Here is a 25,227-nt window from a genome sequence, read left to right as displayed (position 1 = left end):
CTCAGGACGCTAGGGAAAGTCAATGAACACTGGCTGCGACGCACAGACAAATTCGCAAGACCCCTCGGATACGCCGCCATCTGCGCGAGTCAACCGACGGGTGCTGATTGTGGATGACAGCCTCTCCATTCATGAGGACTTCCACAAAATCCTCATGCCCTCGCAGAACCTGGCCCTGAGCCAGGTCGAAGACCAGTTGTTCGGCAGCGTCAGCCCCCGCCCGCTCCAGGTGTTCAGCCTGGATTCGGCGTTCCAGGGTCGCGAGGCCCTGGCCATGGTCGAGTCGGCCCTGGCCCGTGACACGCCCTATGCCATGGCCTTCATCGACATGCGCATGCCGCCGGGCTGGGACGGCCTGGAAACCATCGAGCAATTGTGGAAGGTCGACCCGGATCTGCAGATCGCGCTGTGTACCGCCTATTCGGACTATTCCTGGGAAACCATGGCCGAGCGCCTGGCCTTTGGCGACCAGTTGCTGATCCTGAAAAAGCCCTTCGACAGCCTGGAAATCCGCCAGATGGCCAGTGCCCTGACCTGGAAGTGGCAGATGACCCAGGATGCGCGGCACAAGCTCGACGATCTGCAGCGCACCATCGAGGAACGGGTCGCGGAACTGCTCAAGGTCTCCCACCTGCTGCACTACGATACCCTCACCGGGTTGCCCTCCAGCGCCTTGCTTGGCGATCGCCTGGGCCAGGCCATGGCCCGGGCCCGGCGTTATGGGCAACAGCTGGCGGTGATGTTCCTCGGGCTGGACCGTTTCAAGCGGATCAACAATGCCCTGGGCTACCCGGCAGGCGACGAGTTGCTCAAGAGGATCGCCCACAGCCTGCAGCACAGCATGCGCGAGTCGGACTCGGTGTTCCGCTACGGCTCCGACGAATTCGTGGTGCTGCTCCATGATCAGGAGCCGCCGCCCCAGGTTCGTAGCGTCGCCGAAAAGCTCCTGGCGACGGTGAGCCAGCCCCACGATGTGGCCGGGCACGACCTGCGGGTCACCGCCAGCCTGGGGATCAGCCTCTACCCCGAGGATGGCCAGGATGCCCTGAGCCTGATCAAGAAGGCCGAGATGGCCATGCGCAACAGCAAGGAGCAGGCACCGGGGGGCTACGGTTTCTTTACCGAGGACATGACCCACCGCGCCCGGGAACGCCAACACCTGGAATCGGGCATCCGCCAGGCCCTGGAGCGCCAGGAGTTGAGTTTGCACTACCAGCCCAAGATCCACCTGGCCTCGGGCCAGGTGGTGGGCGCCGAGGCGCTGATTCGCTGGTTCAGCCCGCAACAGGGCTGGATCAGCCCCGCCCAGTTCATTCCAGTGGCCGAGGACAGTGGCCTGATCAACCGGATCAGTCAGTGGGTCGTGGGCGAAGCTACCCGCCAGTCCCGTGCCTGGCAGCAGGCGGGACTGGCGCCGATCCGCCTGTCGGTCAACCTCTCGGCCAACGACTTCAGGCAACCGCAGCTGCTCCAGCAGTTGCAGCACGCACTGCGGGACAGTGCCCTGGACCCGACCCTGCTGGAACTGGAAATCACCGAAGGGGTACTGATGCAGAACGTCGAAGCCACCCTCGCCACCCTGCAAGCCATCAAGGCCCTGGGGGTGCGCCTGGCGGTAGACGATTTCGGCACCGGCTATTCCAGCCTCAGCTACCTGCGCAAGTTCCCGGTGGACGTGCTGAAGATCGACCAGTCCTTCATCCATGGCCTGAGTCACGAGCCCAAGGACGCCGCCCTGGTCAGCGCGATTATCCAACTGGGGCGCAGCCTGAACCTGAGCATCATCGCCGAAGGGGTGGAAACCCAGGAGCAACTGGCGTTCCTCAAGCAACAGGGCTGCGAGGAAGGCCAGGGCTTTTACTTCAGCAAGGCCCTGCCGGCCGACAGTTTTGCCCGCCTGCTGCGGGCCCAGGCGTCCCAGCAGCAGGTAGTCGACCATGATCGCTGAACAGCAGCCCAGACAACGCCGACGCCGCTCGCACAGCCTCATCGGCCTGCTGCTCTGGGCGATGGCCGCTGTCGCCCCGCCGGCCTTCCCGGCACCGCTGGACGAACCGCTCAAGCCCCTGCCCGCAGTACCCGCCCTCGATCCCCAGCGTGTGGAGCTGGGCCGCCGGCTGTTCAACGAGCCGCGCCTGTCCCTGGACAACAGCCTCTCTTGCGCCAGCTGTCATCGGCTGGACCAGGGTGGGGCCGACGCGCAGGTCAAGTCCCTGGGCATCAAGGGCCAGCTTTCCCAGGTCAACACCCCCAGCGTGTTCAACGCTGCGCTGAACTTTCGCCAGTTCTGGGACGGTCGCGTCGAGACCCTCCAGGCGCAGATCGACAACGTGGTGCAAAGCCCCACCGAGATGGGCAACAACTGGCCCAACCTGCTGCGCACCCTGAATGACGACGCCAGCTACCGCCAGGCCTTCGGCGCGCTGTACCCGGACGCCATCACCGCGGCCAACGTGCAGGACGCCCTGGCCAGTTATGAACGGACGCTGCTCAGTGCCGGCTCGCGCTTCGACCAGTACCTGCAAGGCAACACCGAGATCCTCAGCCGGGAGGAGAAGTACGGCTACCAGCGGTTCAAGGACTACGGCTGCATCGCCTGCCATCAAGGGGTCAATATCGGCGGCAACATGTTCCAGAAGTTCGGCGTGATGAATGACTACTTTGCCGACCGGGGCAACCCCACCGACGCCGATCTGGGGCGTTTCCTGATCACCGGCGACGAGCAGGACCGCAACGTGTTCAAGGTCCCCAGCCTGCGCAATGTGGCGGTCACCGCCCCCTACTTCCACGACGGCTCGGCCACGACCCTGGAACAGGCCGTGGAGGTGATGTTCAAGTACCAGTTGGGCCGTACCCCCAACCCCCAGGACACCCGCCTGATCGTCAAGTTTCTCCAGACCCTCACCGGGCAATGGCAGGGCAAGCCGCTATGAAGTTGCGCCGCCGCTGGCCCTCCATGCTCCTGACCCTGGTGGCCCTGGGCCTGGTCCTGGCGCTGGCGTTGCTCTACTTCAAGACCATGATCGGCCAATCCCCGAACTTCGCCCTGTCCCGGGACCTGATCGGCCAGATCAAGCAATTGAACGCCCAATGGGAAACCGAAGTGCTCAAGGCGCGCATCGCCATTACCCACGACTACGATCCGCTGGTGCAGCCGGTGCAGCAGATCAACCAGCTGTGGCAGCGCTTGGATCAGCTCTCGCAACAGGGTCACAGCGCCCCGGCGGCCTGGCAGGCCAGTCACCAGGCGTTCCTCAATGCGTTCCAGGAAAAAGCCGGCCTGGTGGAACGGTTCAAATCCCACAACGCGGTGCTGCGCAACTCACTGGCATTCCTGCCCTACGCCGAGGACGACATCCAGCGCCGGCTGGCCGACCTCGATGATCAGCAGCGACTGGCGCTGCAGAATTTTGCCATCGACACCTACGACCTGCTGCTCAGCAGCCTGGAGTTCGCCCAGATCTCCAGCAGCGACAAAGCCGCGGACATCCTGGTAGGGCTGAACAAACTGACGGTCAACAAGGAACGCCTGCCCACCGCCATGCACGAACCGGTGGACATCCTCAGCAAGCACGTCGCCGTGGTCCTGCGCGAGCAGCCGGTGGTCAATGAACTGCTGGAGCGGCTCACCTCGGTCCCGGTGGCCGAACGCCTGGACGACATCACCCGCCTGCTCAACAACGACCAGCTCCAGGCCGACCTGCAGGACCAGAAGTCCCACCAGTATCTGCTGGCATTCTCGGTGCTGCTGGTGCTGTTGATCCTCTATCTGGCGATCCGCCTGATCAGCAGCTTTGCCGTCATCCGTCGGGTCAACACCGCCCTGCAGAGCGCCAACGAACACCTGGAGCAGCGGGTCGAGGAACGCACCCGGGAACTCAAGGAGGCCCAGAGCGAGTTGCTGGACGCCGCGCGCCAGGCCGGCATGGCGGAAATCGCCACCAATGTCCTGCACAACGTCGGCAACGTACTCAACAGCGTGAACATCTCCAGCGAGATGCTCAGCCGCACCCTACGCTCCAGCAAGGCTCAGGGCCTGGGCAAGGCGATGGAACTGATCAATCAGCATCAACACGATCTGGGGCATTTTTTCAGTGAGGACGAAAAAGGCAAGCTGCTCCCCGGCTACCTCAACCAACTGGTGCAAGCCATTGCCAGCGAGCAACAGGGCATGAGCGGCGAACTGGCACAGCTTGGGCGCAGCGTCGACCACATCAAGGAAATCGTCGCCACCCAGCAGTCCTACGCCGGGGCCTCGCGGCTGATCGAGCCGTTGCAGGTCGGCGAACTGATCGATGACGCCTTGCGCATGAATTCCGGCGCCCTGGCCCGGCATCAGGTCACGGTGGTCAAGGACTACACCCAGGTGCCACCGGTCCTGGGCGACAAGCACCGCCTGCTGCTGATCCTGATCAACCTGATCAGCAACGCCAAGTACGCCATGTCCGATCTCGACGAACACTCCCGGACCCTGACCCTGAGTGCCCATGTGATCGACAACCGGACCTTGCGCATTCAAGTCCGCGACCGCGGAGAAGGCATTGCCGCCGAGAACCTGACGCGAATCTTTGCCCACGGTTTCACCACCCGCAAGGAAGGGCACGGCTTCGGCCTGCACAGTTGCGCCCTGGCCGCCATGGAAATGGACGGGCAGCTCAGCGTGCACAGTGACGGGCCGGGGCTGGGAGCGACCTTTACCCTGGACATACCGCTGATCAGCGTTGAGGGCCACTGATGGACGATCTGAGCAACCGGCGAATTCTGCTGATCGACGACACCCCGTCGATCCACGACGACTTTCGCAAAATCCTCACCCCGCCTGCGGCGGACGCCAACAGCCTGGACGACCTGGAAGCGCAGTTGTTCGGCGCCCAGGCCAAGCCCCGGCAACAGCCCTTTGAACTGGACTCGGCCTACGGCGGCCAGGAAGGCTTGAACAAGGTCTGCCAGGCCCTGGAGCAGCAGCGCCCCTATGCCCTGGCCTTCGTCGACATGCGCATGCCCCAGGGCTGGGACGGAGCCCAGACCATCGAGCGCCTCTGGCAAGAGGACCCGCGCCTGCAGGTGGTGGTGTGCACTGCCTATTCCGACTACTCCTGGGAGGACCTGCTGGAGCGACTGCACGGCCACAACCGCCTGCTGATCCTGAAGAAGCCCTTCGACAACATCGAAGTCCAGCAGATGGCCAGCACCCTCACCAGCAAATGGGAGATGACCGCCCGTGCCCTGCTGCAGATGCACCATCTCGAAGATCTGGTGGAGCAGCGCACCGAGGACCTGAGACAGGCCGGCGCGGCCCTGCAACAGGAAATCGACGAGCGCAAGCAACTGGAAAACCAGCTGGTGCAATCGGAGAAACTGGCCTCCCTCGGGCAATTGGCGGCCGGGGTCGCCCACGAGATCAACAACCCCATCGGCTTCGTCGCCTCCAATCTCGGCAGCCTGGCGGGCTACCTGGAACAGATCAGCCAGCTGCTCACGGCCTATCGCCAGAGTGAAGAGGCCATCGCCGCGCCGGAGCTGCGCAAGCGCCTGCAAAGCCTGCGCGAAAGCATCGACCTGGACTTTCTCCAGGAGGACATCCCGTTGCTGATCAAGGAGTCCAAGGACGGCATCGGCCGGGTCGAGCAGATCGTCAGGGACCTGAAGAATTTCTCCCGGGTCGACAGCGACCAGCATTGGCAAATGGCGGACCTGCAGCAGGGCATCGACTCGACCCTGAACATCGTCGCCAGCGAACTCAAGTACAAGGCCGACCTGATCAAGCACTACCAGCCGCTGCCAGAGATCGAGTGCCTGCCCTCCCAGCTCAATCAGGTGGTGATGAACCTGGTGATCAATGCCGCCCAGGCCATAGGCCCCGAGCGCGGCACCATCACCCTGAGCAACGGCGTGGCAGGCGAGCGGGTCTGGCTGGAAGTCAGCGACAGTGGCTGCGGCATCGACGAGCAGCACCTGCAGAAGATCTTCGACCCCTTTTTCACCACCAAGCCGGTGGGCCAGGGCACAGGGCTGGGCCTGTCGCTGTCCTACGGGATCGTCAAGAAACACGGCGGGCAAATCAGCGTCCGCAGCCAGTTGGGGGTGGGCAGCACCTTTCGGGTGGAACTGCCGATCCGCCAGGGCCCCCATCGTCCGGACCCGGCCTGAACCGGGTGCGCCCTCCCCGTCCCTGGCGCTGATTGCGAGCGCGGCACAACGGCCAGCGAGTGCTGCAAGGCCCGCCTTAAGTGGTAGAGCGGCTGGCCTGGGACAGCTCGGTGCACAGCCTCACCCAGGCGTCGCTGTCCAGAGGCGGACTCAGGTGCGGCCCCTGGGCCTGATCGCACTGAATGTCCTGCAGCGCCTGGTACTGCTCCGGGCTTTCCACACCTTCGGCAATCACTGTCAGACTCAAGGCATGCCCCAGGTCGACGATGGCCTGGACAATCGAATGCCCGGCCTGATTGCCGCCCAGTCCCGCCACCAGGCTGCTGTCGATCTTCAGGCCGTCCAGGGGAAAGGTCCGCAGGTACTGCAGCGCCGAGTAGCCGCTGCCGAAATCGTCCATCAGCAGTTGCACCCCAAGGGCCTTGAGCCCCTGCATGATCTCCAGCACCTGGCGACCGTCGTCCAGCAGCGCCTTGTCGGTCATTTCCAGCACCAGCCGCGAGGGCGCCAGCCCGCTCTGGCCCAGGACGGTCCTGATCCTGGCCACCAGTTGCCCGCGCTGGAACTCGGCGGCCGACAGGTTGACCGCCAGCAGCAGGCGTTCGGGCCAGGCCCGGGCGGCGCGGCAGGCGGCGTGCAGCACCCAATTGCTCAAGGGCAGGATCAGCCCGGTGTCCTCGGCGATCGGTGAGAACACCTCGGGCCCCAGCAGCCCACGCTGAGGATGCTGCCAGCGCACCACCGCCTCGGCGCCCACCAGCTGTCCGTCCGCCAGCCGATAGCGTGGCTGGAACTGCAGCAGCAACTGATCCTGCTCGATGGCGTGGCGCAGGTCGCGCTCCAGGCCGCGGCGTTCGATGATCCGCACATTCATGTCGCTGGCATAGAACCGCCAGGTACTGCGCCCCGCCGCCTTGGCCTCATACAGGGCGATGTCGGCAAAACGCAGCAGCTCCTCCGCCAGGCTGGCATCCACCGGCGCCCGGGCAATGCCGATGCTGGCACTGATGAAGACTTCATGCTCGGCAATGTAGAAAGGCTCTTCGATCCGCTCGATCAGGCGCCGGCACAGGCCTTCGATCTCGGGTTGGGCAACCTGCCCCGGGACCACCAGGACAAACTCGTCGCCCCCGACCCGGGCCACCAGATCCTCGCCCCGCAGGCATTGGGCCAGACGCTGGGACACCTCATGCAGCACCTGGTCGCCCGCCGCATGCCCCAGCAGATCGTTCACCGGCTTGAAGCGATCGAGGTCGACGCTGAGCATCAACAAGGGCTCCTGCAGGGTCGGCAGGGCCAACAGCTTGCCTTCGAGAAACTCCTGCATGCGCGTACGGTTGGCCAGTCCGGTGAGGGCATCGTGCTGGGACAGGTACTCGATCCGCCGCCTTGCGGCGACCTCCTCGGTAATGTCGCTGGCGGTGCCCCGATAACCACCGGCGGCCATGGCTCGCACCGAAAGGCGGCAGATCCGCGGCTGCCGGTGGCCATCCAGGTAAGCGCATTGCAGGATCGCCTGGGAGCGCCGCTCCGGGGCCGCAAGCCAGTTGAGCAGCGACCCCTGCTCGGAGCTCAGCAGCTCGTTCATCGGCCGCCCCAGCGCGGACTCCCGAGAGAGTCCGGTGACCACCTCGAAACGCTCGGACAGGTAGGTAAAACACAAGTGCCGGTCCACTTCCCAGATCCAGTCGGACGCTGCTTCGGCGACGTCGCGAAAGCGTTCTTCACTGGCCAGCAAGGCGCTACGACTGACCCGCAGGGCCTGGACCTGATCGTCCATGACCCGAGCCGCCGCGCCGGCCCGGCGCAACAGGAAGCCGGCCATGATGCCCGCCAGCAGGCCCGCCAACAGCAGCAACGGCATCACCAGTACCAGCAACTGATGCCCGGGGCGGGTCGGTTGCCATTGCAGGACTCCGGCGCCGTCGGGCAGGGTCAGGGACGGCAGTGCGGCGGCCGGCACGGGGCCGGCCACCTGCAACTGTTCGATGCCCAGTCCCTGCCCCAGCGCCAACAATCGCGACGGTTCCAGGCGCGCAACGAAAATCAGCACCGACTGAGGCCCGCTGTCGGCACGCACTTGCGGGTCGTTGCCTGGGTTCAACAGGTCGGCCACCACCAGCGCCGGGGTCCCGGCGATGGCATGGTAACGGCTGATGGCCTTGCCGCCGGCTTGCGAACGCACCTCCTCCACCAGGGGCGCCAGCTGTTCCCCCAGCCAGTCCCGGGCATCCATCGACGCCAATCGCCCAGCCACCAGGGAATACACGGTGCGGCCTGCCGGACCGATCACGAACACGCCGTCAAAACCCAGATCGTAGTACAGGGTCGGACCGAAGTTCTGCCGGGTGTAGGCCCAGTCGAGGTCGACCCGCAGGTGCAGGTGCTGGTAGGCGTCACCCCACAGGGCATAGTCCTTGAGCGTGGTGCGGGCATTGCTGTCCAGAGACTGCAGGGCCTTTTCGATATCCAGGCGATTGTGCTGTTCGGCGGAAAGGTTCTGGTCGAGGGCGATGTACACCAGCAGCACGCCGGTGAAGAGGAACAGCGCCAGCAGCAGCCCCGAGCACCCCAGCAAGGTGGCACGAGTCAGCGCCTGATTGGAGGTGCTGCGTCCTTGAGATGGGTCCTGACCGAGGTTTTCCATAATGCTCCAGGCGCCATGGCGACAAACTGACCGCTGAGGCCCTGCCCCACACAGTCCTTGACGAAGCTCGCGCTTGCCTATTGACGATAGACAGTATTTTCCCGCGGGGCCTGGAAATGCCGGGTGCACGAAGGCTGCGGCTGTGCTGAGGGGGTTCTTGAAAGGTGGGGTGCAGGCGCTGACGGCCAGCGCAGGCGATCGATCCGCCCCCGCGCTGCGCTGAATCAGTCGTCGGGATCAGCGGTCGGAATCAGCCCGGAGCGCGCCCGGCGTCACAGCCGGCAATTGCTCCACCCGGTGATAGACACTCAGGCCCAGGCGCTCGGCGACCCGCACCATGGCGTCGCAGCCCGCCGAGGCCGCGCCGATGCGCAGCACGGCATCACAGCGCTCCAGCAGGCGTTCGGCATAGGCGTGGAACTGCGCGTTGTAGATCTCATCGCCCACCGCCAGGGACCCCGCCAACCGGGTCATGGGCAACGCCACCCACTCCCCCAGCACCGGAAAATGTCCGGCCGCCAGCACCTGGGCAGCGCACTGCTCCATGGCCGCGACATTGCGTGCCAGCACCGCCGGATCGTCGCCGCTGCCAGAGCGGTACGGGCCGGCCACCAGCACCATCAGGCTGCGCGGCTTGAGCACATGCAGCTGCAGGTATTGCAGGAGCATGATGGTCTTGCCGTCGATGATTTCGCCGCTGTCGATCATGCCCAGGGCCTGGTCGATGTCCAGCTCCAGGACCTCGATGTCCTCGCCTTCGTGCTCCAGTCCGCCGCCTTCATCGATGCGGTCCTCGGCCTGGTAATGACCGATGAAGAAATGCACCCGCTCGGTCACCGAACCCGGGCTCATGAAGGCTTCGAAAACCTTCTGCACCTCGCCTACCCGGCAACCGATTTCCTCCTGTGCTTCCTGACGGATGCGCACCTCCGGGCTGGCGTTGTCCAGCAGGCCGGCAGCGGTCTCGATCAGGTAGCCGTGGTGGTCGTTGACGAAGGCCGGCATGCGGAACTGCCGGGTCAGCAGCACCGTGCGCCGCTTGAGGTTGTACAGCAGGATGGTCGCGCCATTGCCCCGGTCATAGACCTCACGGTCCTGGGCCTGCCAGCTGCCGTCGCGGCGACGCAGCTCGAAGCTGTACTTCTTCAGCACGTACCAATTATCAGAAAGGGTCTGTTCGGCGGTGATGCGAATCGATGCCTCGCTCATGGCTGCTCCTGAGAGTCTGGGCTGAGGGGGCGAAACCCCGAGAGTTGTTCCAGCAACTGCGCGCGATAGGCTGGCGTCAAGACCAACCCGCCCGCCGCCTGGCGCATTTGGCCGCCGGCCAGCCGTGCCCGAAACCAGTCGTGGATGAAGTCCGGGGCATAGCCACCGGTGCCGAAGCCCTTGGCGAAGGCGATCATGTCGCAGTAGACCTGCAGGTACGACTCTTTGTCGTTGACCGGATAGCAGTTGCGGTACAGCCAGAACTGCAGGTCATACAGCAGTTGCGACAGCGGATCGGCGTGCAGCGCGAAGTAGCGTTTTTCATGGACGATGCGCAAGGCGATCTGGCGGATCAGCGGCCCCAGGTCGGGCACTTCGTGGAACTGTTCGAGCAACTCCTCCAGCAGCGCTGAGAACGGCGCGCTGGCGACCTTGTCCAGATCGTCCAGGTAATCCTGCTCCGAGGTGTCGTAGACCTCGGGGGACACCAGAGCGCGGATAAAGGCCTCGAAATTCGGCGCCAGCACGGTCACTGCATAGTCGCGTTCCTGATCCACGTGCACCACCCGCGGCTCGCCCTCGGGGCCGCATTCGCGGTAGTCCAGAGCCACCATGTCGTGCCCGGCAGACGGGCAATTGCAGATGTACACCCCGAGGTCCGGGTAACCCCATTTCTCGATTTTGAAACGACTGCCCAGGCTGCCGCCCAACGAATAGGCGGCGTCGCGGCCAATGCTCAGGAAGCTGTCGATCGCGCAGTGGTCCTCAGCCCAGGAGGTGCCTTGTTCGGTGGGGAAACAGCACAGGTGCGGGCGCCCGCCGTTGTAGCGATTCATGAACGCCACATAGGACGGCGGCAGGCGATAGCCCAGCTCGGCTTGCAGCTCGGCGATCATGGCGGCGCTGGCCGGTGCCTGGTTGATCTTGCAGTGGGTGGCCCGGTCCCAGAACGCGTCCAGGTCGATATCGTGGGGGAAGTCGCTCATCCGATGCATCCGTTGCGGTTTAAAGGTCGGCCTGCGCCGAAAACGGCACAGGCTAACGCAAATGGCCCTCAGAGCCACCAGCGCAGAAAGAAAAAGAACCCCATGCTCAGCAACATGCTGACCAGGGTGTTGCGGGTGTAGATCACCAGCGCAATGGCCACCAGCGAGCTCAGCAGGTAGGGATTGTCCCAGTGCAGGTTCAACTGGTGATCGGGCATGAACACGATCGGCCCGCAGATGGCGGTGAGCATGCCCGGCACCGCAAAGCCGAGGAACTGCCGGGCATTGCTGCTCAGGCGCAGCGGCAGGCGCGGTTCGAGAAACACGTAGCGATTGAGAAAGACCAACAGGCCCATGCCGAAGATGACTGCCCAGACCATCATGCTTGCCCCCGATACAGTTTGTTGCAGACAAAACCCGCAGCCATCCCCGCCAGGCCCGCCAGTACCAGCGCCGAGCCCCACTGCCAGTAGCTGAACAGCACCGAGCACAGCAGCGACACTGCGACACAGACCACGGTGGGCACATTGCGCACCAGCGGCGTGATCAGGGCGATGAAGGTGGCGGCGATGGAAAAGTCCAGGCCCAGGTGCTCCAGGCCCGGAATGCTCTTGCCCAGCACGATGCCCAGCAGGGTGAACAGGTTCCAGGCCACATAAAAGGTCAGGCCCACGCCCAGGGCGTACCAGCGGTCGAACTGCTGCTTGTCGTGGGCGCTGGTCAAGGCGAACAGCTCATCGGTGAGCAGAAAGCCCAGGCCCACCCGCCAGCGCCCGGGCAAGGGCGAGATCACCGAGCGCAGGCTCATGCCGTAGAGCAAGTGCTGGGACGTGAGCAGCAAGGTGGTCAGCAGGATCGAGAAGATCCCTGCCCCGCCCTTGAGCATGCCGATGGCCACCAGTTGCGCGGCGCCGGCAAAGACGATGCTCGACAACCCCTGGCCCTGCAGCGGCGTGAGATTGGCTTCGATGGCCATGGAACCGGCCAGCAGCCCCCAAGGCGCGGTGGCCAGGGACAGCGGCATGATGGCGATGGCGCCGCGGATAAAGGCGGCACGAGGTAAGAGAACGCTGGACATGACACCCTGCACACAGATAACGGACGCTGACTGTGCCATCTGCCGGCGCCCCCTGGCTTGAACAATCTTGCGCAATTGCACCACCACCCTAGGAGCTGGCTTGCCAGCGAAGGCGTCGCCAAGACCCGCACAAGGCATGCACCGGCAAGCCGGCTCCTCGATGAAATACGGGGGCAGAAACGACAACGCCCCTCACGAAGGAGGGGCGCTGGCTGACGCTAGACGCGGATTACAGCTGGATCAGGTTGCTGATCTTCACGTCCGGATCGACGTCGGCTTCGTAGTCGACCCCTTCGATCTCGAAACCGAACAGGCGCAGGAACTCTTGCTTGTAACCGACGAAATCGGTCATTTCGTAGAGGTTCTCGCTGGTGACCTGGTCCCACAGCTGCTTGACCCGATCCTGGACTTCGGGTTGCAGTTCCTTGTAGTCGGCACGCAGGCGGCCTTCCTGGTCGATCACCGGCTCGCTGTTGTACAGGCTGTCCTTGTACAGGCCGTAGACCTGCTCGATGCAACCTTCGTGGCTGCCCTGCTCCTTCATCACCTTGAACAGCAGCGACAGGTACAGCGGCATGATCGGAATCGCCGAGCTGGCCTGGGTGACCACGGCCTTGAGCACCGACACCCGAGCGTCGCCGCCCAGGTCGGCCAGTTGCTGGCGCATGCCGATGACTTTCTGGTCCAGGTCCTTCTTGGCTTCGCCAATCGAACCGTTCCAGTAGATGTCGTGGGTCAGCTTCTCGCCCAGGTAGGTAAAGGCGGTGGTTTTCGCGCCTTCGGCCAGGACACCGGCGTCGTGCAGGGCGTCGATCCACATCTGCCAGTCTTCGCCGCCCATCACCGCCACGGTGCCGTCGATCTCTTCCTGGGTCGCCGGTTGCAGGGTGGTTTCCTTGACGATTTCCTTGTCGGTGTCGACACCGCGCAGGGTCACGGACTTGCCCAGGGGCTTGAGGGTCGAACTCAGCACTTCACCGGTCTTGGGGTGGGTGCGACGCGGCGCCGCCAGGCTGTAGACCACCAGGTCGATCTTGCCCAGGTCGCGCTTGATGGTTTCGATGGTCTCGGCCTTGACCGCGTCGGAGAAGGCGTCACCGTTGATGCTCTTGGCGTACAGGCCCTTTTCTTCGGCGAACTTGTGGAACGCCGCGGTGTTGTACCAGCCGGCGGTGCCCAGCTTGCCGTCAACGCTGCCGCGCTCGAAGAACACCCCCAGGGTGTTGGCGCCGCAACCGAAGGCGGCGGTGATCCGCGCGGCCAGGCCGTAGCCGGTGGATGCGCCGAGGACCAGCACGTTCTTCGGCCCTGCGTCGATGGCGCCCTGCTGGGTGACGTAATCGATCTGCTGCTTGACGTTGGCTTCGCAACCCACCGGATGGGTCGTCACACAGATAAAGCCGCGAACGCGGGGTTTGATGACCATTTACAATCTCCCAATTTCAATGTGCCAGGCGCCGGTAACGGCGGCGGCAGTGTCACTTGCTAAGGTCGTAGACGCTCACAATGGCTTCGCGTCACCAACTGATGGAATTTGCCCGGCAGGCCAAGGCCTGGCGTCCCTGTGCCGGCACCCTCGGGGCGATATCCAGGCGGCCCGGGCCGAGACTCTAGCAGTTGCACCGGCCGGCTTGTGCATCCACTCGGCGAAATTTCTGCGGCCACGTTCATCAACAGATGATGAAGTCCGGCCGGCCTGTGCTTCAGGGCATCCTGTCCAGCGGCAGTTGCTGGCCCTGGCTGCGCGCCTCGTACCAGCGCTGTACCACGTCCGGCAGGCGCTGCTTCCACGCAGGCTCGGTGGTGTAGTAGCGCACCCGCACTTCATCGGCGGGGCCCACCACTGCCAGCAGCGCGACCCACAACTCACCCTTGGCACCGCGCACGAAAATCGCCGCATGGGTGCTAGCCAGCCCCTGCAGCCACATATCGGTGACCTCGGCGCCCGGAAGCTCGGCCGAGGTGTCCTGGGAGAACGCCGAGCCGCTGTCGAGCAGGGTCTGGTAATCCTGTTGCAGCAGCTTGCGGGCGCGCAGATCTTCCTCCTCAGTGCGCACCAGCGCGGTGGACAGCAAATCGTACGGGTTCTCCAGGATTTGCCGGGAGGCCACATAGAGCCCGTCGTAATACACCCCCGAACCGGCGCCGCAGGCATAGGCATCGCCCTCCTGGGTCACCTGCAACAGGCCGTTGCGCGGGGTGAAGCGCAGCTTGCAGCCCTCGACGCCGTAGCGGGCTTCACCGTCCTTGAGCTGCAGCTTGCCCGCCAGCGCACCGGAATTGGCGCCGCCCATGGCCGACAGGTCGAAGCTCAGACGATCTTCGCCGCTGCGCCGGATCACCAGCTCACCGCCATAGAACGGGCTGACCGAGACCCGCTGCCAGGTGCCCTGCCAGCTGAACGGGATGTTCACATAGCGCAGCACCGTCAGCCGGCTCAGGTATTGGCTGCGCAGACAGCCCAGGTCGGCCTGGCACTGGTCGCGCTGCTTGAGCCATTCACGCTGGCCCAGGCGCAGCGCCTTGGGGTCCTTGGCCTCGGCCAGGGTCGCCGTCCAGGCCTTGCCCAGCCGGCTGTCCAGCCCGGCGGTATAGGGGTCGGCGCAGATGGCCTTCTCACTGGCACTGGCGGCCTTGGCGCAGTCGAAGCTGCTGGCCTGGGTCGCGGTGGCACAGGCCAGGACAGCGAGCAGCAGGCCACTGGCCCGCAGTGGACGTACAAGGGAGGCGGACATGGTTCGATTCCATTCAAAAAGGGCTTTGCAAGAATACCTGCGTCGACTTCTTACTCACGCAGCATTCATGAAAAAAATCCCTCTGCCCCCGCCTTCCCGGCCTCATGACCACCCATGCAAGCACTGTGACATCACCGACACTTGCAACAGCGCTGCGTTGCCCGATAATCAGCCACCGACTTGAGCCTCGCCCCATGGACTGGAGAACACGATGGCATCCCCCCCCACCCCCTCAGGCCCGAACGGACCGTCGCCACTGCACTTCATCGAAAACGGCCCGTGGAAAGAGGCACTGTTCACCACCTATGCCCTGAGCCTGACCTACTTCGAAAGCTACGTGCTGCCTCGACTGCGCGAAGCCGGCTGTGAAAAAGTCACCCTGCTGGTGGATATCCAGGGTTACCGCGCCTCGATGATGGAATTGCGGGCGCGGCATGTGGGCAAGGATTACGCCTTGATTCCGGTACGGGTCAAAGACGGCATTTTCCACCCGAAGATCACCTACCTGCGCGGCGAGGACCAGGACCTGCTGATGGTCGGTAGCGGCAACCTGACCTTTGGCGGCCACGGCGGCAATGTCGAGGTACTGGAAGTCCTCAGCGCCGGGGAGCAGCCGGGGGCTTTCGCCGACTTCGCCGACTTCCTGGAAAATCTCTGCACCCGGCCGCACCTGCAGATCGCCGACGACAGCGCCCTCTTGCCCTTCATTCAACGGGCCCGGGCCCTCAGCCAGCAGTTTCATGATCAGGCCCCACCGCAGCCGGTGGAACTGCTGCATTCCCTGGACACCGCCATCACCGAGCAATTGATCGAGCGCGCCGCAGGCCGGCGCTGGCACAGCCTGCTGCTGCTTTCGCCCTTCCACAGCCGTGATGGACAGTCCCTGGGCCATCTGCTCAAGACCTTGGGCATCCCTCGGCTCACCGTTGGGGTTCCAGGCAACGGCGTCTGCTCCTTTCCCCTGGAGCAGACCAGAGACTGGCCAGTCGAGATCGACTGGGTGACGCCCAAGGTCGAACACAACCAGCGACGGCTGCACGCCAAGTGGCTGGAGTTGCGCGGCGCCGGCAGCTGGACCCTGACCGGCAGCGTGAATGCCACCCGGACCTCCATGGACAGCACCGACAACGTGGAAGTGGCGGTACTGCGCAAGCTCGACAGCGCCACGGATGAGTGCTGGGAGCCCGTCGAAGCACCGCGCTATGAAGCGGACGCCTTCGAGCGCCAGGACCAGGAGGCGACCCTGTGCGTCTATGCACGCCTCAACGAAGAACAGCAGTTGGAAGGCCGGCTGATCGGTCAGCAAGCGCTGGCCGGAGAATGGCTGGCGACCCTGGAGTGCGCCGAAGAAGTCCTCGAAACGGCGCCACTGCAACTGACCGCGCAAGGTGGCTTCGTCTGGCCGCTGCAGCGGACCCTGGACACCAGACTGGACGAGGGGCTGCAACTGCGCTTGGAGCGCGCGACACAAAGTGCCCGAGGCTGGGTCTGCATTGACGCCTACCTGAGCATGCCCCTGCCGATTCGCAGCCTGTGCGGGGCTCTTGGCCGACTGCTGGGGGGCAACCAGGCCCAGGGCGACCTGCAGATCCTGCTCAACTGCCTGGTGCTGCACGCGCAACAACTGCCCGAAGAGCCCGATGCACCGCTACGCACTGAGCCCGCCACGACGCCCGTCAACCCGCCAGGCGGCACTGAGCCGCCTGCGCTACAGCCGCCCCAGCGCCCTCGCCACTGGCTGCCGAGCGTGGCCAAAGCCGCTACCGGCCGCGATGGCAGTTGGGCGTTGCTCCAGGCCATCGCAGGCTTGCTGCACCACGCCAACCCCGGGCAAGGACCCGTGGGGCACGGTGATGCGGCACCTATCATCGAACGGGACGATGGTCGAGAGGACAGCGACTTCGATCCGGCGTCGGACCCCAACCTCGAATCGCTGCCCTCTCCCAACCTGATCAACGAGTTCAACCAGACCCTGCAGAGTCTGGTCAACCTCAAGGGCCTGAGCAGCCGCAAGAAAGCCCAGCTGCTGTATGTCTGGTGCCATGTCGCCCTGGACTTCTATTTGCGTCGCCTGCACCTGCCGGTCAATGCCCGGGATTTTGCCCAGCGCTGGCTCAACTGCGTCGACCATGCGCAACTGGCTGCCGAAGATCGCCCACTGGTGGACGAAGCGGTCTACGGCCTGGCCGCCACCCTGGCGCTGCCGGGCAGGCTGACCTCTGCCGCAACCCTGGGGACGCTGGACGCCACCACCCTGCATGAGTACCTGGAACGCTACGGCCAGGGGCCCGTGGACTTCGTCCAGGCCCGGCACCTGGCACAACGCTGGTTCAACCAGGAACCTGCGCAACGGCTGGTGGACCACGGGGTGGCCGAGGCCCTGGCGGCCCTGGATGCGGTGCAACACACCCGTACCTTGCGGGCGTTGCTCAGCCACTACATCGAAGATCGTCAACAGGCCCGCCAGCAACGCCTGCCGGCGGATCGTTTCACTGCGCAAGAGATCACCGCGCTGCAACACATCCACTCCCCCAACAGCTCCCGGCCGGGTTACTACCGGGTCAACCACCGCACCATCCGCAGTTGCCCTAACACCCGCCAGTGCTACGCCCCGGTGGAGCGCGAAGCCCTTGCTCGCCTGAAACAACGTCGCATCAACCAATGCCAGTATTGCCAGGCCCTGATGGTGTCACTCGAACCATGAACCCATTGCCACAACGTGCCTTTTTCGTCTCCCCCTCCGTGCGTGAGAGCGGCGGCGTGGATTACCTCGGACTGCGACAGGCCAACCTGGAACTGATGGACCAGTTCATGCCCGGGATCAACAACGGTACCCAATGGATTCGTCCGTATTCAGTGATGTGCTGGGCGGTATGGATCTTCAATCAGCACAACCAGACCTACTCGGGCGAACTGCCCGCGGGTCAGCGCTTCCAACGCTTCAGGGAAAAGATCGAGGTGCTGTTCGGCTGGAGCCATCAGTTGGTCGGTGACGGTGCCTACATGGCCGGCAATCGCCAGTACAGCCCGCCCGGCAACGGCCCTTTCACCCTGGACTTCAAGACCTGGCATCGCGGCCCCAGCTGGTTCGATGCGGTGCAGTACGGCCCCTCGTTCAAGCCTGACACCGGCCTGGGCCTGGCCTGGCCGCAACCCGACGGCACCTACGGCGTCACCGAAGCGGGTGAAGCACTGGCCCGGGCCCTGGATAAAGGTTTGCGTACGCTGGCGCTCTATCCGTGGCTGATCTGCGTCGAAGACCTGCAGGGCAGTGCCAAGCAGGCCGGCGCCGTGCATCTGAAGTGGGATCGCAATTGGCCAACCCGCCAGGAAGCACGGATTTTTCGCGATGAGTTCTACCCACCGGCGGGAACGGCGAAAAACCCCAGGGCCAGCCACCGCGAGTGTTCCATCAACCTGATCCGCGCCACGTTGCAGGTGCTGGGCAGCGAAACCAGCCTGCCGGTGCTGCGCCGGGCCATGGCGCTGCTGCCCCTGTCCGACTTCCCGGCCGAGCAGGTGGCCGGACTGGCCCCGACCCAGGCACTGTGGCGAGTCCTGCAATTGCGCCAGGCCCAGCGCCTGGCCTTTGAAAGCCTGTTCGGCTGGATGGAACTGCATATCGCCCAGGGCCTGCACAGCAGTGAGGCACTGCGCGACCGACTGCTGTCCCTGGACTGCATCCCACTGCGGGCCGAGAGCTCGGTGCAAGCGGTCCTGGAACATTACCGGGCCTTGTCCCCGCAGGCCGCGAACTTGCTGGAGGCGGGGCTGCAAGTGGCCGAGCTGGATCTGTTCGAGCGCATCGACCGTCTGCAGGGATACATCGCCAACCACGACGAGCAAGCCGTCGGCGAGGCCTTGCAGTTGCTGTTTCTGGTGGCGGCCATCACCCAGGACCTCAGCGCCTGCCCCCGGCACAGCGCCTATCTGGACCAGGGGGGCCAGGCGCGGCTGTCATTGCAGTACTGGGCTCGCTCACTGCAGCGCAAACAACAGATCAGCCTGTCGGAACTGGTCCTCAACCTGATCGAGAACAACCTGCTGAGCCAGCACTTCGGCATCGCTGCCATCCGCATGACCGAGGCCAAGCCAAGGCTGCGCATCAGCCTCGAGGACCAAGGCCTGGTGTCCCTGCTGTCCGGTACCGACAAGGCCTGGCAACCCGGACTGACCGAAGACCGGCTGTATTCAACCCTGGCCTTGATGACGGAAAGCCGGCTGCTGCAGTGTCGTCAGTGTGACGAGACCAACGCCCGGCTCTATCGGCGTGCCGACCCATGACGCCTTGTTTTTTCTGGCGACGCCTCGTAGGGGCTCGTACTAAGCTCTGCTCTTCTGTCTATTCAAGGAACACGATGAACTGGGTACTGGGGACCATGCTGTCGCTGTTGAGCCTCACCGCTCACGCTGGCGAGTTGCGCATGCTGACCGACAACCACCCGCCGCTGCACTTTCAGCAGGGCGAGCACATGACCGGCTTCGCTGTGGAGGTGGTGCAAGCCCTGGCGCAACGCACCGGTGATCCGGTGCAGGTGCAGCAACGGCCGATGTTGCGCGCCTTGCGCGATGCCAGCGAGGCCGAAGACACCGCGGTGTTTACCATTTTGCGCACGGCCGAGCGCGAGTCGCGCTATCAGTGGGTGGGGCCGCTGATGCAGACCGAAACCGCGCTGTACGCCCGCACTGGCGACCACAGCGCGGTCACCGACCTGCACCAGACCCGGGGACAGATTGCCGTACCGCGCAAGTGGCTGGTCTATCGCTACCTCAAGCAACAGGGGCTGGACAATCTGTGGGGTGTGGACAGCCCGCAGGTCATGATTCGCCTGCTGCGACTGGGACGGGTGCAATACCTGGTGGCCGACACCATGAGCATCAGCACCTTCGCCGCCGAAGAAGGCATGCCCTTCGATCAGTTGAGCTACCAGATGCCGCTGATGCGCCAGGACGCCTACATCGCCTTTTCCCCCAAGGTCGACGCCGCCCGGGTCGCCCGCTGGCAGCGGGCCCTGGAGGCGATGAAACGCGATGGCAGCCTGCAACGGCTCAAACAGCGCTGGCATATCGACCGCACTGCCTGCTCAAGCGACTGCTGACGACGGCCTCAAGATAGAATTTGCTGACTCGTGAACGGCAGTAAATCTCGTCCGCGGCGGCGAGTTTCGCTACTATGACGAGCCCATTTCTGTCGTTGCCGACCCGCCAATCCGGAGCCCCAATGCCCAGTCCCAAGGACCTCGCCACTGACAGCAACGCCCCGATGATTCCGGAACAGCGCCGCGAGCAGATCCTGCGCCAGTTGCGCAAGCATCAGGTACTCAGCGTGCATCAGCTGATGGAGATGTTCGACTGCTCGCACATGACGGTGCGCCGGGATATCGCCCTGCTGGAACAGGAAGGCCGCGCCCATTCGGTGACCGGTGGCGTGCGCATCGCCAGTCAGTTGCACAGCGAGCCCAGCCATCAATCCAAGGCCGTGGTGGAACTGCCGCAGAAGCAGGCCATGGCCAAGCTCGCGGCGGGCCTGTTGCATGCGGACATGACGGTGTACCTGGATGCCGGCACCAGCACCCTGGAGATCGTGCCCTACATCAAGGCGCTGTCGGGCATGACCGTGATCACCAACGATTTCGGCGTGGTCCAGGCGTTGCTCGACGCGCCCCAAGTGACAGTGATCCACACCGGTGGGCAGTTGGACCATTCCAACCATTCCTGCGTTGGCGGGCTGGCAGTGGCGACTCTGCGCCAGGTGGTCACGGACGTGGCCTTTATCTCCACCAGTTCCTGGGACCTGCGCCGGGGCATCACCACGCCCTCGGCGTTGAAGGTCGAGGTCAAGCAGGTGGCAATGCAATCGGCGACCCAGGTGGTGCTGGTGGCCAGCAGCTCCAAGTACGGCACCTTCGGCATGTACAAGATCGCCGACCTGGAGCAGTTCGACATCATCATCAGCGACGCCGCCCTGGCCCCCGCAGCGGCGGACGGCATTCGCAAGCACGGTGTGGAATTGCTGCTGCCGGCACAATCCTGAGCCAGCGATAGCCCCCAACACCTGCAATCCGTGGCCAGGGAACTTGCTCCCACTCATCTGCGCAGCAGACGCAATGCCTGATGCCCCTCAATCCCCGAAAGGTCGCGCCGTCCGGGTTTGGGGCGGCGGCGCCACCCGGCATGAGCAGGCTCCCTCGCCACAAAGAGTGAACAGCCCTCCCTAGGCTTTGTACGAAAAGCCTTGATACGCGGTGATGCTGCGTGGAAAACGGTCTCGTGCGCGAGTCCGATCGGAAGGCTCATCTACACCCCGTAAAGTCGAACGTGCCCCGGCCGTTCCTCGAGCGTTTTCGCCTTGCCTGACCTTCGTCTCAACACTGTTGGGACAGAGCCTAGTGGGCTCTCTCGGTGTCGGCCATGAACTGCCCCAGCTCACGAGCATAGAACCGGGCCATGCCGGTGGTGCCGTGCCCGCGAGTTTCGGCGCTGGCGGGAATCAACAGCAGGCGAGCATCTTTCACTTGCTTGAGCGCCGCTTGCAGGGTGCCGGTTTCCGGTGGGTTGCGCTCATCGTCCGCGGCGTTGATCACCAGCACCGGCGCCTGGATCTTGCTCAACCCCGGCGCGGCGTTGTAGTCCGCCGAAGACTGCCACTGGTAGATGAAGTCGTTGGCATCGGCGGTCTGTGGCGCCTTGAGGCGTTCATCCACCAACTGGTCGGCCTGGGCCCGGGTCGGCGCCAGGGCCTGATAGGCCAGGGTGCCGCCGCTGGTGCCAGTGGCGAACAACGCATTGGCCAGACGCAGAGACGGCGGCTGGACCCGGTAATTGCCGTTGTCCCAGGCCGGGTCCTGCTTGATCGACTCCACCAGCAGCCGGCGCATCATCCAGTTGCGCGAGGACATTTCCCCGGGCTGGGAGGCCATGGGCACCAGCGCGTCCATCATCTGCGGCCATTGCTGGCCCCAGAGCCAGGTCTGCATGCCGCCCATGGAATTACCGATGATCAGGCGCAGGTGCTTGACCCCCAGCCCCTCGGTGACCAACCGGTACTGGGCCTGGACCATGTCGTCGTAGTTGTACTGGGGAAACCGCGCGCGCAGGCCATCGGAAGGCTTGCTCGACTGGCCGACGCCAATGCCGTCGGTGGCGATGATGTAATACTTGCTCGCGTCCAGAGGTTGCCCCGGGCCGAACAGCTCGCCGCCAAAATCCTTGCTCAGCAGGTCGCTGGCCGGCCGATAGGTGCCGTGCAGATAGAGGATCGCCGGGTGCTTGGGGTTGCCCAGGGTGATGTAGTGCAGTTTCAGGTTGGCCAGCTGTTCGCCGTTGTGGAAAGTGAACTGCGGAGCGACCCAATCGCCCTCGGTGGCCGGCGGCAGGCTCGCGGCCGCGGCCAGGGACATACCGCCCAAGGACAGAATCAGGCCGAACGCGGCCCGGCAGACAAGACGCTGCATGAAAAAACTCCTGTGTTTATCGCTACGAATCATCGCAAGCCGTTCGTGGCCTGCGTACCCTCTGTAGCCGCTGCCGCAGGCTGCGCAAGGCACCGCAGGGGCCTCGGCGGCCGGGGGATCGCTGCGAGCCTACGGCTCGTTCGCAGCCTTCGGCAGCGGCTACATAAAGCGATGCGCGAAGGCCCGCAGGGGCCTCGGCGGCCGGGGAATCGCTGCGAGCCTACGGCTCGTTCGCAGCCTTCGGCAGCGGCTACATAAAACGATGCGCGAAGGCCCGCAGTGGCCTCGGCGGTCGCGGAATCGCTGCGAGCCTGCGGCTCGTTCGCAGCCTTCGGCAGCGGCTACATAAAGCGATGCGCGAAGGCCCGCAGGGGCCTCGGCGGTCGCGGAATCGCTGCGAGCCTACGGCTCGTTCGCAGCCTTCGGCAGCGGCTACATAAAGCGATGCCCGCAGGGCCTTGCGCGACGCTCCCCAGATACCTTTTCCTGCGCAACCTGCAGTAGCGGCTACACCGCCGAGCCTTGGCGCGCCTGCCAGTCGCGCAGCCATTGCAGGCCGGCGGAGGTGTCGCCACGCGGGCGGTATTCGCAACCGACCCAGCCGTCATAGCCGAGCTCGTCCATCAATTGGAACAGGTAGGGATAGTTCAGCTCGCCAAGGTCCGGCTCGTGACGATCCGGCACTCCGGCGATCTGGATATGGCCGATGCCCGGCAGATCCCGACGCAGCTTCACCGCCAGGTCGCCTTCGACGATCTGGCAGTGGTAGCAGTCGAACTGCACCTTGAGGTTGGCCGCACCGACTTCCTTGCAGAGGGCCTGGGCCTGGTCCTGGCGATTGAGGAAGAACCCCGGCATGTCCCGGGTGTTGATCGGCTCCAGCAGCACGGTGACTCCGACCTTGTCCGCCTGGGTCGCAGCGTGGGCCAGGTTCTCCAGGTACACCGCGTGATGGCGGGCCCGGTCCTGTTCCGACGGCAGCAGGCCGGCCATCACGTGGATCCGTGAATTGCCCAGCACCGCGGCGTACTCCAGGGCTTTGTCGAAGCCCTGGCGGAACTCCTGCTCGCGTCCGGGCAGGGAGACGATGCCGCGCTCCCCCGCCGCCCAGTCACCGGGCGGCGCGTTGAACAGGGCCTGCTGCAGGCCGTTATCGTCCAGGCGCTGTTTCAGTTGCGCGGGGCTGTAGTCGTAGGGAAACAGGTATTCCACCGCGCTGAAACCATCGGCCGCCGCAGCGGCAAACCGCTCAAGGAAGTCGTGTTGCGGGTAGAGCATGCTGAGGTTGGCAGCAAAACGAGGCATGGGAACTCCTGGGACAAAGGGTCAGACAAACGGCCAGATCAGCAGGGTAATACAGAACCCCAAGGTGCCGAGCAAGGTGGTAATCACGGTCCAGGTGCGCAGGCCATCGGCGACGTTGAGCCCGGCCAGCTTGGTGAAGATCCAGTACCCGGCGTCATTGATGTGGGACATCGCCAGCCCGCCACCACCCATGGCCAGGCACAGCAGGGCCATGTGGTTAGGGCTCAGGTTAAGGGTGGCGATCAGCGGCGCGATGATGCCCGCCGTGGTCACCAGGGCCACGGTGGTGGAGCCCTGCACGGCGCGCAGCAGCATGGTCAGCAAGAAGCCCAGGGCCAGGACCGGCAGGCCGGTGGTGCGCAGCAGGTCGGAGACCACGGCACCGATCCCGGTGTCCACCAGGACCTTGCCGAACACCCCGCCGGCCCCGGCAATCAGGATCACCATGGCCACCCCGGGCAGCGCCGAGCCGATCACGTCGGAGACCTGGCTGCGGCTCCAGCCACGGCGCGAACCCAGCAGCCAGGCACAGAGCAAGGTGTCCAGCAGCAGCGCCACCAGCGGCGCACCGAGCACGGTCAAGACCCCGCGCAGGGTGGATTCCAGAGGCAGCAAGGACGTGGCCAGGGTGCCCAGCAGGATCAACACGATAGGCAGCAGGATCAGGCTGACGATCAGGCCGAAACCCGGTGGCGGCGCCGGCGGCAGTTTCGCCGCCAGAGTGCCGGTGGATTCCTCCAGGCCCATATGGGCCACGGCCGCCAGTGCTTGCGGGCTGGCCGATTGCTCGGCGCCACTGTTCCAGGCTGCCAGGTCTTCATTGGTGACATGCGGGCCATAGACTTCGGCGCGGATATCGTCGGTCATCGGGTAGTTGCGCCGGGTCATGCGCCCCGCCACGCGGTAGCCGACATAGCACAGCAGCGCGGTCAGCGGCAGGCCGAACATCAGCACCCGGCCCAGGTCCGCGCCCAGTTGGCTGGCCGCCGCCACCGCGCCCGGATGGGGCGGCAGGAAGGCATGCACGGTGAGCAAGGCGGCACACATCGGCAAGGCGAATACCAGCAGCGGCTTGCGCGCACTGCGGGCCACGCCGTAGGCCAGGGGCATGAGGATGATCACCCCGACTTCGAAGAACACCGGCACGCCGATGATGAAGCCGGCGATGGTCAGGGCCAGGGGCGTGCGGCGGTTGCCGAAGCGTTCGATCAGGGTCTTGGCCAGGGCCTCGGCACCGCCGGACAGTTCGATGATGCGGCCGATCATGGCGCCCAGGGCAATGATGATGGCGATGTGGCCAAGGGTCTTGCCCATGCCGCCTTCGATGGTGGCCACCAGTTCCGCCGGTTTCACCCCGGCCACCAGCGCCACCAGGATGCTCACCAGCATCAGCGCGACAAAGGGCTGGAACTTGTACTTAAGCACCAGAAACAGCAACAGGGCGATACCGGCCCCGGCGGTGATCATCAGAATCAGCGGGCTCATTGGCCAAACCCTCCACACAGTGGCTGGCAGGTGTGGCAGGTGACGCTGGAACCCGTAAAGCACATGCAGTCATTCATCTCGGGAAGTCCTGTTGTTATTGTTTTTACCGGCAAGCCGCTCCCCACAGGAGTCCTGTCAAGGCTCCCGGGGACAGGCTTGCATCAAGCGTTGGCAGTCG

The 25,227-nt window shown here is 64.6% G+C and carries 18 protein-coding genes; 8 read left to right on the top strand and 10 right to left on the bottom strand.

Going from position 1 to position 25,227, the window contains the following annotated elements:
• The first annotated feature begins 22 nt into the window (after positions 1–22).
• Genes Q8O96_RS21705 through Q8O96_RS21690 form a run of 4 tightly spaced genes read left to right on the top strand, consistent with a single transcriptional unit; the run spans position 23 to position 6,150 of the window.
• On the top strand, positions 23–1,948 hold the full coding sequence (locus Q8O96_RS21705; protein WP_250330193.1) for a bifunctional diguanylate cyclase/phosphodiesterase: 1,926 nt from the start codon (positions 23–25) through the stop codon (positions 1,946–1,948).
• Positions 1,938–2,933: a cytochrome-c peroxidase gene (locus Q8O96_RS21700; protein WP_180988605.1), complete on the top strand. Its 996-nt coding sequence runs from the start codon at positions 1,938–1,940 to the stop codon at positions 2,931–2,933. The genes Q8O96_RS21705 and Q8O96_RS21700 overlap by 11 nt, the downstream gene beginning before the upstream one ends.
• The gene (locus Q8O96_RS21695) at positions 2,930–4,735 is read left to right on the top strand and encodes a DAHL domain-containing protein (protein ID WP_115582343.1); all 1,806 of its coding nucleotides are present in this window, start codon (positions 2,930–2,932) and stop codon (positions 4,733–4,735) included. The genes Q8O96_RS21700 and Q8O96_RS21695 overlap by 4 nt, the downstream gene beginning before the upstream one ends.
• Positions 4,735–6,150 carry an ATP-binding protein gene (locus tag Q8O96_RS21690; RefSeq protein ID WP_207167760.1) on the top strand — a complete coding sequence of 472 codons (1,416 nt, stop codon included), beginning with the start codon at positions 4,735–4,737 and terminating at the stop codon, positions 6,148–6,150. Before Q8O96_RS21695 ends, Q8O96_RS21690 begins: the two co-directional genes overlap by 1 nt.
• Positions 6,151–6,226: 76 nt before the next feature.
• Here the strand turns inward: Q8O96_RS21690 and Q8O96_RS21685 are convergent, their stop codons facing one another.
• The 7 genes from Q8O96_RS21685 to Q8O96_RS21655 form a co-directional block, all read right to left on the bottom strand.
• A complete protein-coding gene (locus Q8O96_RS21685; RefSeq protein WP_102864557.1) occupies positions 6,227–8,797 on the bottom strand; it encodes an EAL domain-containing protein in 2,571 nt (856 codons plus the stop codon).
• A gap of 237 nt (positions 8,798–9,034) precedes the next feature.
• Positions 9,035–10,006, bottom strand: coding sequence for an NUDIX domain-containing protein (locus Q8O96_RS21680; RefSeq protein WP_305949375.1), 972 nt, complete (start codon positions 10,004–10,006; stop codon positions 9,035–9,037).
• Complete coding sequence (locus Q8O96_RS21675) at positions 10,003–10,992, bottom strand: SMI1/KNR4 family protein (RefSeq protein WP_305949374.1); 990 nt, start codon at positions 10,990–10,992, stop codon at positions 10,003–10,005. The genes Q8O96_RS21680 and Q8O96_RS21675 overlap by 4 nt, the downstream gene beginning before the upstream one ends.
• Positions 10,993–11,060: 68 nt before the next feature.
• The gene (locus Q8O96_RS21670; RefSeq protein WP_162884178.1) at positions 11,061–11,372 is read right to left on the bottom strand and encodes an AzlD domain-containing protein; all 312 of its coding nucleotides are present in this window, start codon (positions 11,370–11,372) and stop codon (positions 11,061–11,063) included.
• Positions 11,372–12,070 (bottom strand): AzlC family ABC transporter permease, encoded by a 699-nt coding sequence (locus tag Q8O96_RS21665; RefSeq protein WP_115582340.1) that lies wholly within the window; start codon positions 12,068–12,070, stop codon positions 11,372–11,374. The genes Q8O96_RS21670 and Q8O96_RS21665 overlap by 1 nt, the downstream gene beginning before the upstream one ends.
• 229 nt (positions 12,071–12,299) lie before the next feature.
• On the bottom strand, positions 12,300–13,496 hold the full coding sequence (gene fabV / locus Q8O96_RS21660; RefSeq protein WP_102864552.1) for an enoyl-ACP reductase FabV: 1,197 nt from the start codon (positions 13,494–13,496) through the stop codon (positions 12,300–12,302).
• A 277-nt stretch (positions 13,497–13,773) separates the two neighbouring features.
• A complete protein-coding gene (locus tag Q8O96_RS21655; RefSeq protein ID WP_102864551.1) occupies positions 13,774–14,805 on the bottom strand; it encodes a lysozyme inhibitor LprI family protein in 1,032 nt (343 codons plus the stop codon).
• Between the two features lie 211 nt (positions 14,806–15,016).
• On the opposite strand from Q8O96_RS21655, the gene Q8O96_RS21650 reads away from it, so the two are divergent.
• The 4 genes from Q8O96_RS21650 (at position 15,017) to Q8O96_RS21635 (ending at position 20,839) form a co-directional block, all read left to right on the top strand.
• Positions 15,017–17,509: a hypothetical protein gene (locus Q8O96_RS21650; protein WP_305949373.1), complete on the top strand. Its 2,493-nt coding sequence runs from the start codon at positions 15,017–15,019 to the stop codon at positions 17,507–17,509.
• Positions 17,506–19,089, top strand: coding sequence for a hypothetical protein (locus tag Q8O96_RS21645; RefSeq protein ID WP_305949372.1), 1,584 nt, complete (start codon positions 17,506–17,508; stop codon positions 19,087–19,089). The genes Q8O96_RS21650 and Q8O96_RS21645 overlap by 4 nt, the downstream gene beginning before the upstream one ends.
• A gap of 74 nt (positions 19,090–19,163) precedes the next feature.
• Positions 19,164–19,904 carry an ABC transporter substrate-binding protein gene (locus Q8O96_RS21640; protein WP_102864548.1) on the top strand — a complete coding sequence of 247 codons (741 nt, stop codon included), beginning with the start codon at positions 19,164–19,166 and terminating at the stop codon, positions 19,902–19,904.
• A gap of 122 nt (positions 19,905–20,026) precedes the next feature.
• Positions 20,027–20,839 (top strand): DeoR/GlpR family DNA-binding transcription regulator, encoded by an 813-nt coding sequence (locus Q8O96_RS21635; protein WP_250330188.1) that lies wholly within the window; start codon positions 20,027–20,029, stop codon positions 20,837–20,839.
• A gap of 352 nt (positions 20,840–21,191) precedes the next feature.
• Here the strand turns inward: Q8O96_RS21635 and Q8O96_RS21630 are convergent, their stop codons facing one another.
• The 3 genes from Q8O96_RS21630 to Q8O96_RS21620 all read right to left on the bottom strand — a co-directional run bounded on the left by Q8O96_RS21630 (position 21,192) and on the right by Q8O96_RS21620 (position 25,049).
• A complete protein-coding gene (locus Q8O96_RS21630; RefSeq protein ID WP_250330187.1) occupies positions 21,192–22,259 on the bottom strand; it encodes an alpha/beta fold hydrolase in 1,068 nt (355 codons plus the stop codon).
• Positions 22,260–22,766: 507 nt separating this feature from the next.
• Positions 22,767–23,564 (bottom strand): 2-oxo-tetronate isomerase, encoded by a 798-nt coding sequence (gene otnI / locus Q8O96_RS21625; protein WP_305949371.1) that lies wholly within the window; start codon positions 23,562–23,564, stop codon positions 22,767–22,769.
• Positions 23,565–23,585: 21 nt separating this feature from the next.
• Complete coding sequence (locus Q8O96_RS21620) at positions 23,586–25,049, bottom strand: SLC13 family permease (RefSeq protein ID WP_102864544.1); 1,464 nt, start codon at positions 25,047–25,049, stop codon at positions 23,586–23,588.
• Positions 25,050–25,227 lie beyond the last annotated feature (178 nt).

This window comes from Pseudomonas sp. LPH60 (assembly GCF_030718165.1).
In the GTDB taxonomy this organism is placed as follows: Bacteria; Pseudomonadota; Gammaproteobacteria; order Pseudomonadales; family Pseudomonadaceae; genus Aquipseudomonas; species Aquipseudomonas danubii.
The sequence above is the reverse complement of the archived record's forward strand: the minus strand, read 5'-3'. Positions and strand labels throughout refer to the sequence as shown.

Bases quoted from the DNA above. Each gene is read 5' to 3' on its own strand.
- Q8O96_RS21705 (WP_250330193.1), top strand. From the start codon at position 23: ATGAACACTGGCTGCGACGCACAGACAAATTCGCAAGACCCCTCGGAT.
- Q8O96_RS21700 (WP_180988605.1), top strand. From the start codon at position 1,938: ATGATCGCTGAACAGCAGCCCAGACAACGCCGACGCCGCTCGCACAGC.
- Q8O96_RS21695 (WP_115582343.1), top strand. From the start codon at position 2,930: ATGAAGTTGCGCCGCCGCTGGCCCTCCATGCTCCTGACCCTGGTGGCC.
- Q8O96_RS21690 (WP_207167760.1), top strand. From the start codon at position 4,735: ATGGACGATCTGAGCAACCGGCGAATTCTGCTGATCGACGACACCCCG.
- Q8O96_RS21685 (WP_102864557.1), bottom strand. From the start codon at position 8,797: ATGGAAAACCTCGGTCAGGACCCATCTCAAGGACGCAGCACCTCCAAT.
- Q8O96_RS21680 (WP_305949375.1), bottom strand. From the start codon at position 10,006: ATGAGCGAGGCATCGATTCGCATCACCGCCGAACAGACCCTTTCTGAT.
- Q8O96_RS21675 (WP_305949374.1), bottom strand. From the start codon at position 10,992: ATGAGCGACTTCCCCCACGATATCGACCTGGACGCGTTCTGGGACCGG.
- Q8O96_RS21670 (WP_162884178.1), bottom strand. From the start codon at position 11,372: ATGGTCTGGGCAGTCATCTTCGGCATGGGCCTGTTGGTCTTTCTCAAT.
- Q8O96_RS21665 (WP_115582340.1), bottom strand. From the start codon at position 12,070: ATGTCCAGCGTTCTCTTACCTCGTGCCGCCTTTATCCGCGGCGCCATC.
- fabV (WP_102864552.1), bottom strand. From the start codon at position 13,496: ATGGTCATCAAACCCCGCGTTCGCGGCTTTATCTGTGTGACGACCCAT.
- Q8O96_RS21655 (WP_102864551.1), bottom strand. From the start codon at position 14,805: ATGTCCGCCTCCCTTGTACGTCCACTGCGGGCCAGTGGCCTGCTGCTC.
- Q8O96_RS21650 (WP_305949373.1), top strand. From the start codon at position 15,017: ATGGCATCCCCCCCCACCCCCTCAGGCCCGAACGGACCGTCGCCACTG.
- Q8O96_RS21645 (WP_305949372.1), top strand. From the start codon at position 17,506: ATGAACCCATTGCCACAACGTGCCTTTTTCGTCTCCCCCTCCGTGCGT.
- Q8O96_RS21640 (WP_102864548.1), top strand. From the start codon at position 19,164: ATGAACTGGGTACTGGGGACCATGCTGTCGCTGTTGAGCCTCACCGCT.
- Q8O96_RS21635 (WP_250330188.1), top strand. From the start codon at position 20,027: ATGCCCAGTCCCAAGGACCTCGCCACTGACAGCAACGCCCCGATGATT.
- Q8O96_RS21630 (WP_250330187.1), bottom strand. From the start codon at position 22,259: ATGCAGCGTCTTGTCTGCCGGGCCGCGTTCGGCCTGATTCTGTCCTTG.
- otnI (WP_305949371.1), bottom strand. From the start codon at position 23,564: ATGCCTCGTTTTGCTGCCAACCTCAGCATGCTCTACCCGCAACACGAC.
- Q8O96_RS21620 (WP_102864544.1), bottom strand. From the start codon at position 25,049: ATGAGCCCGCTGATTCTGATGATCACCGCCGGGGCCGGTATCGCCCTG.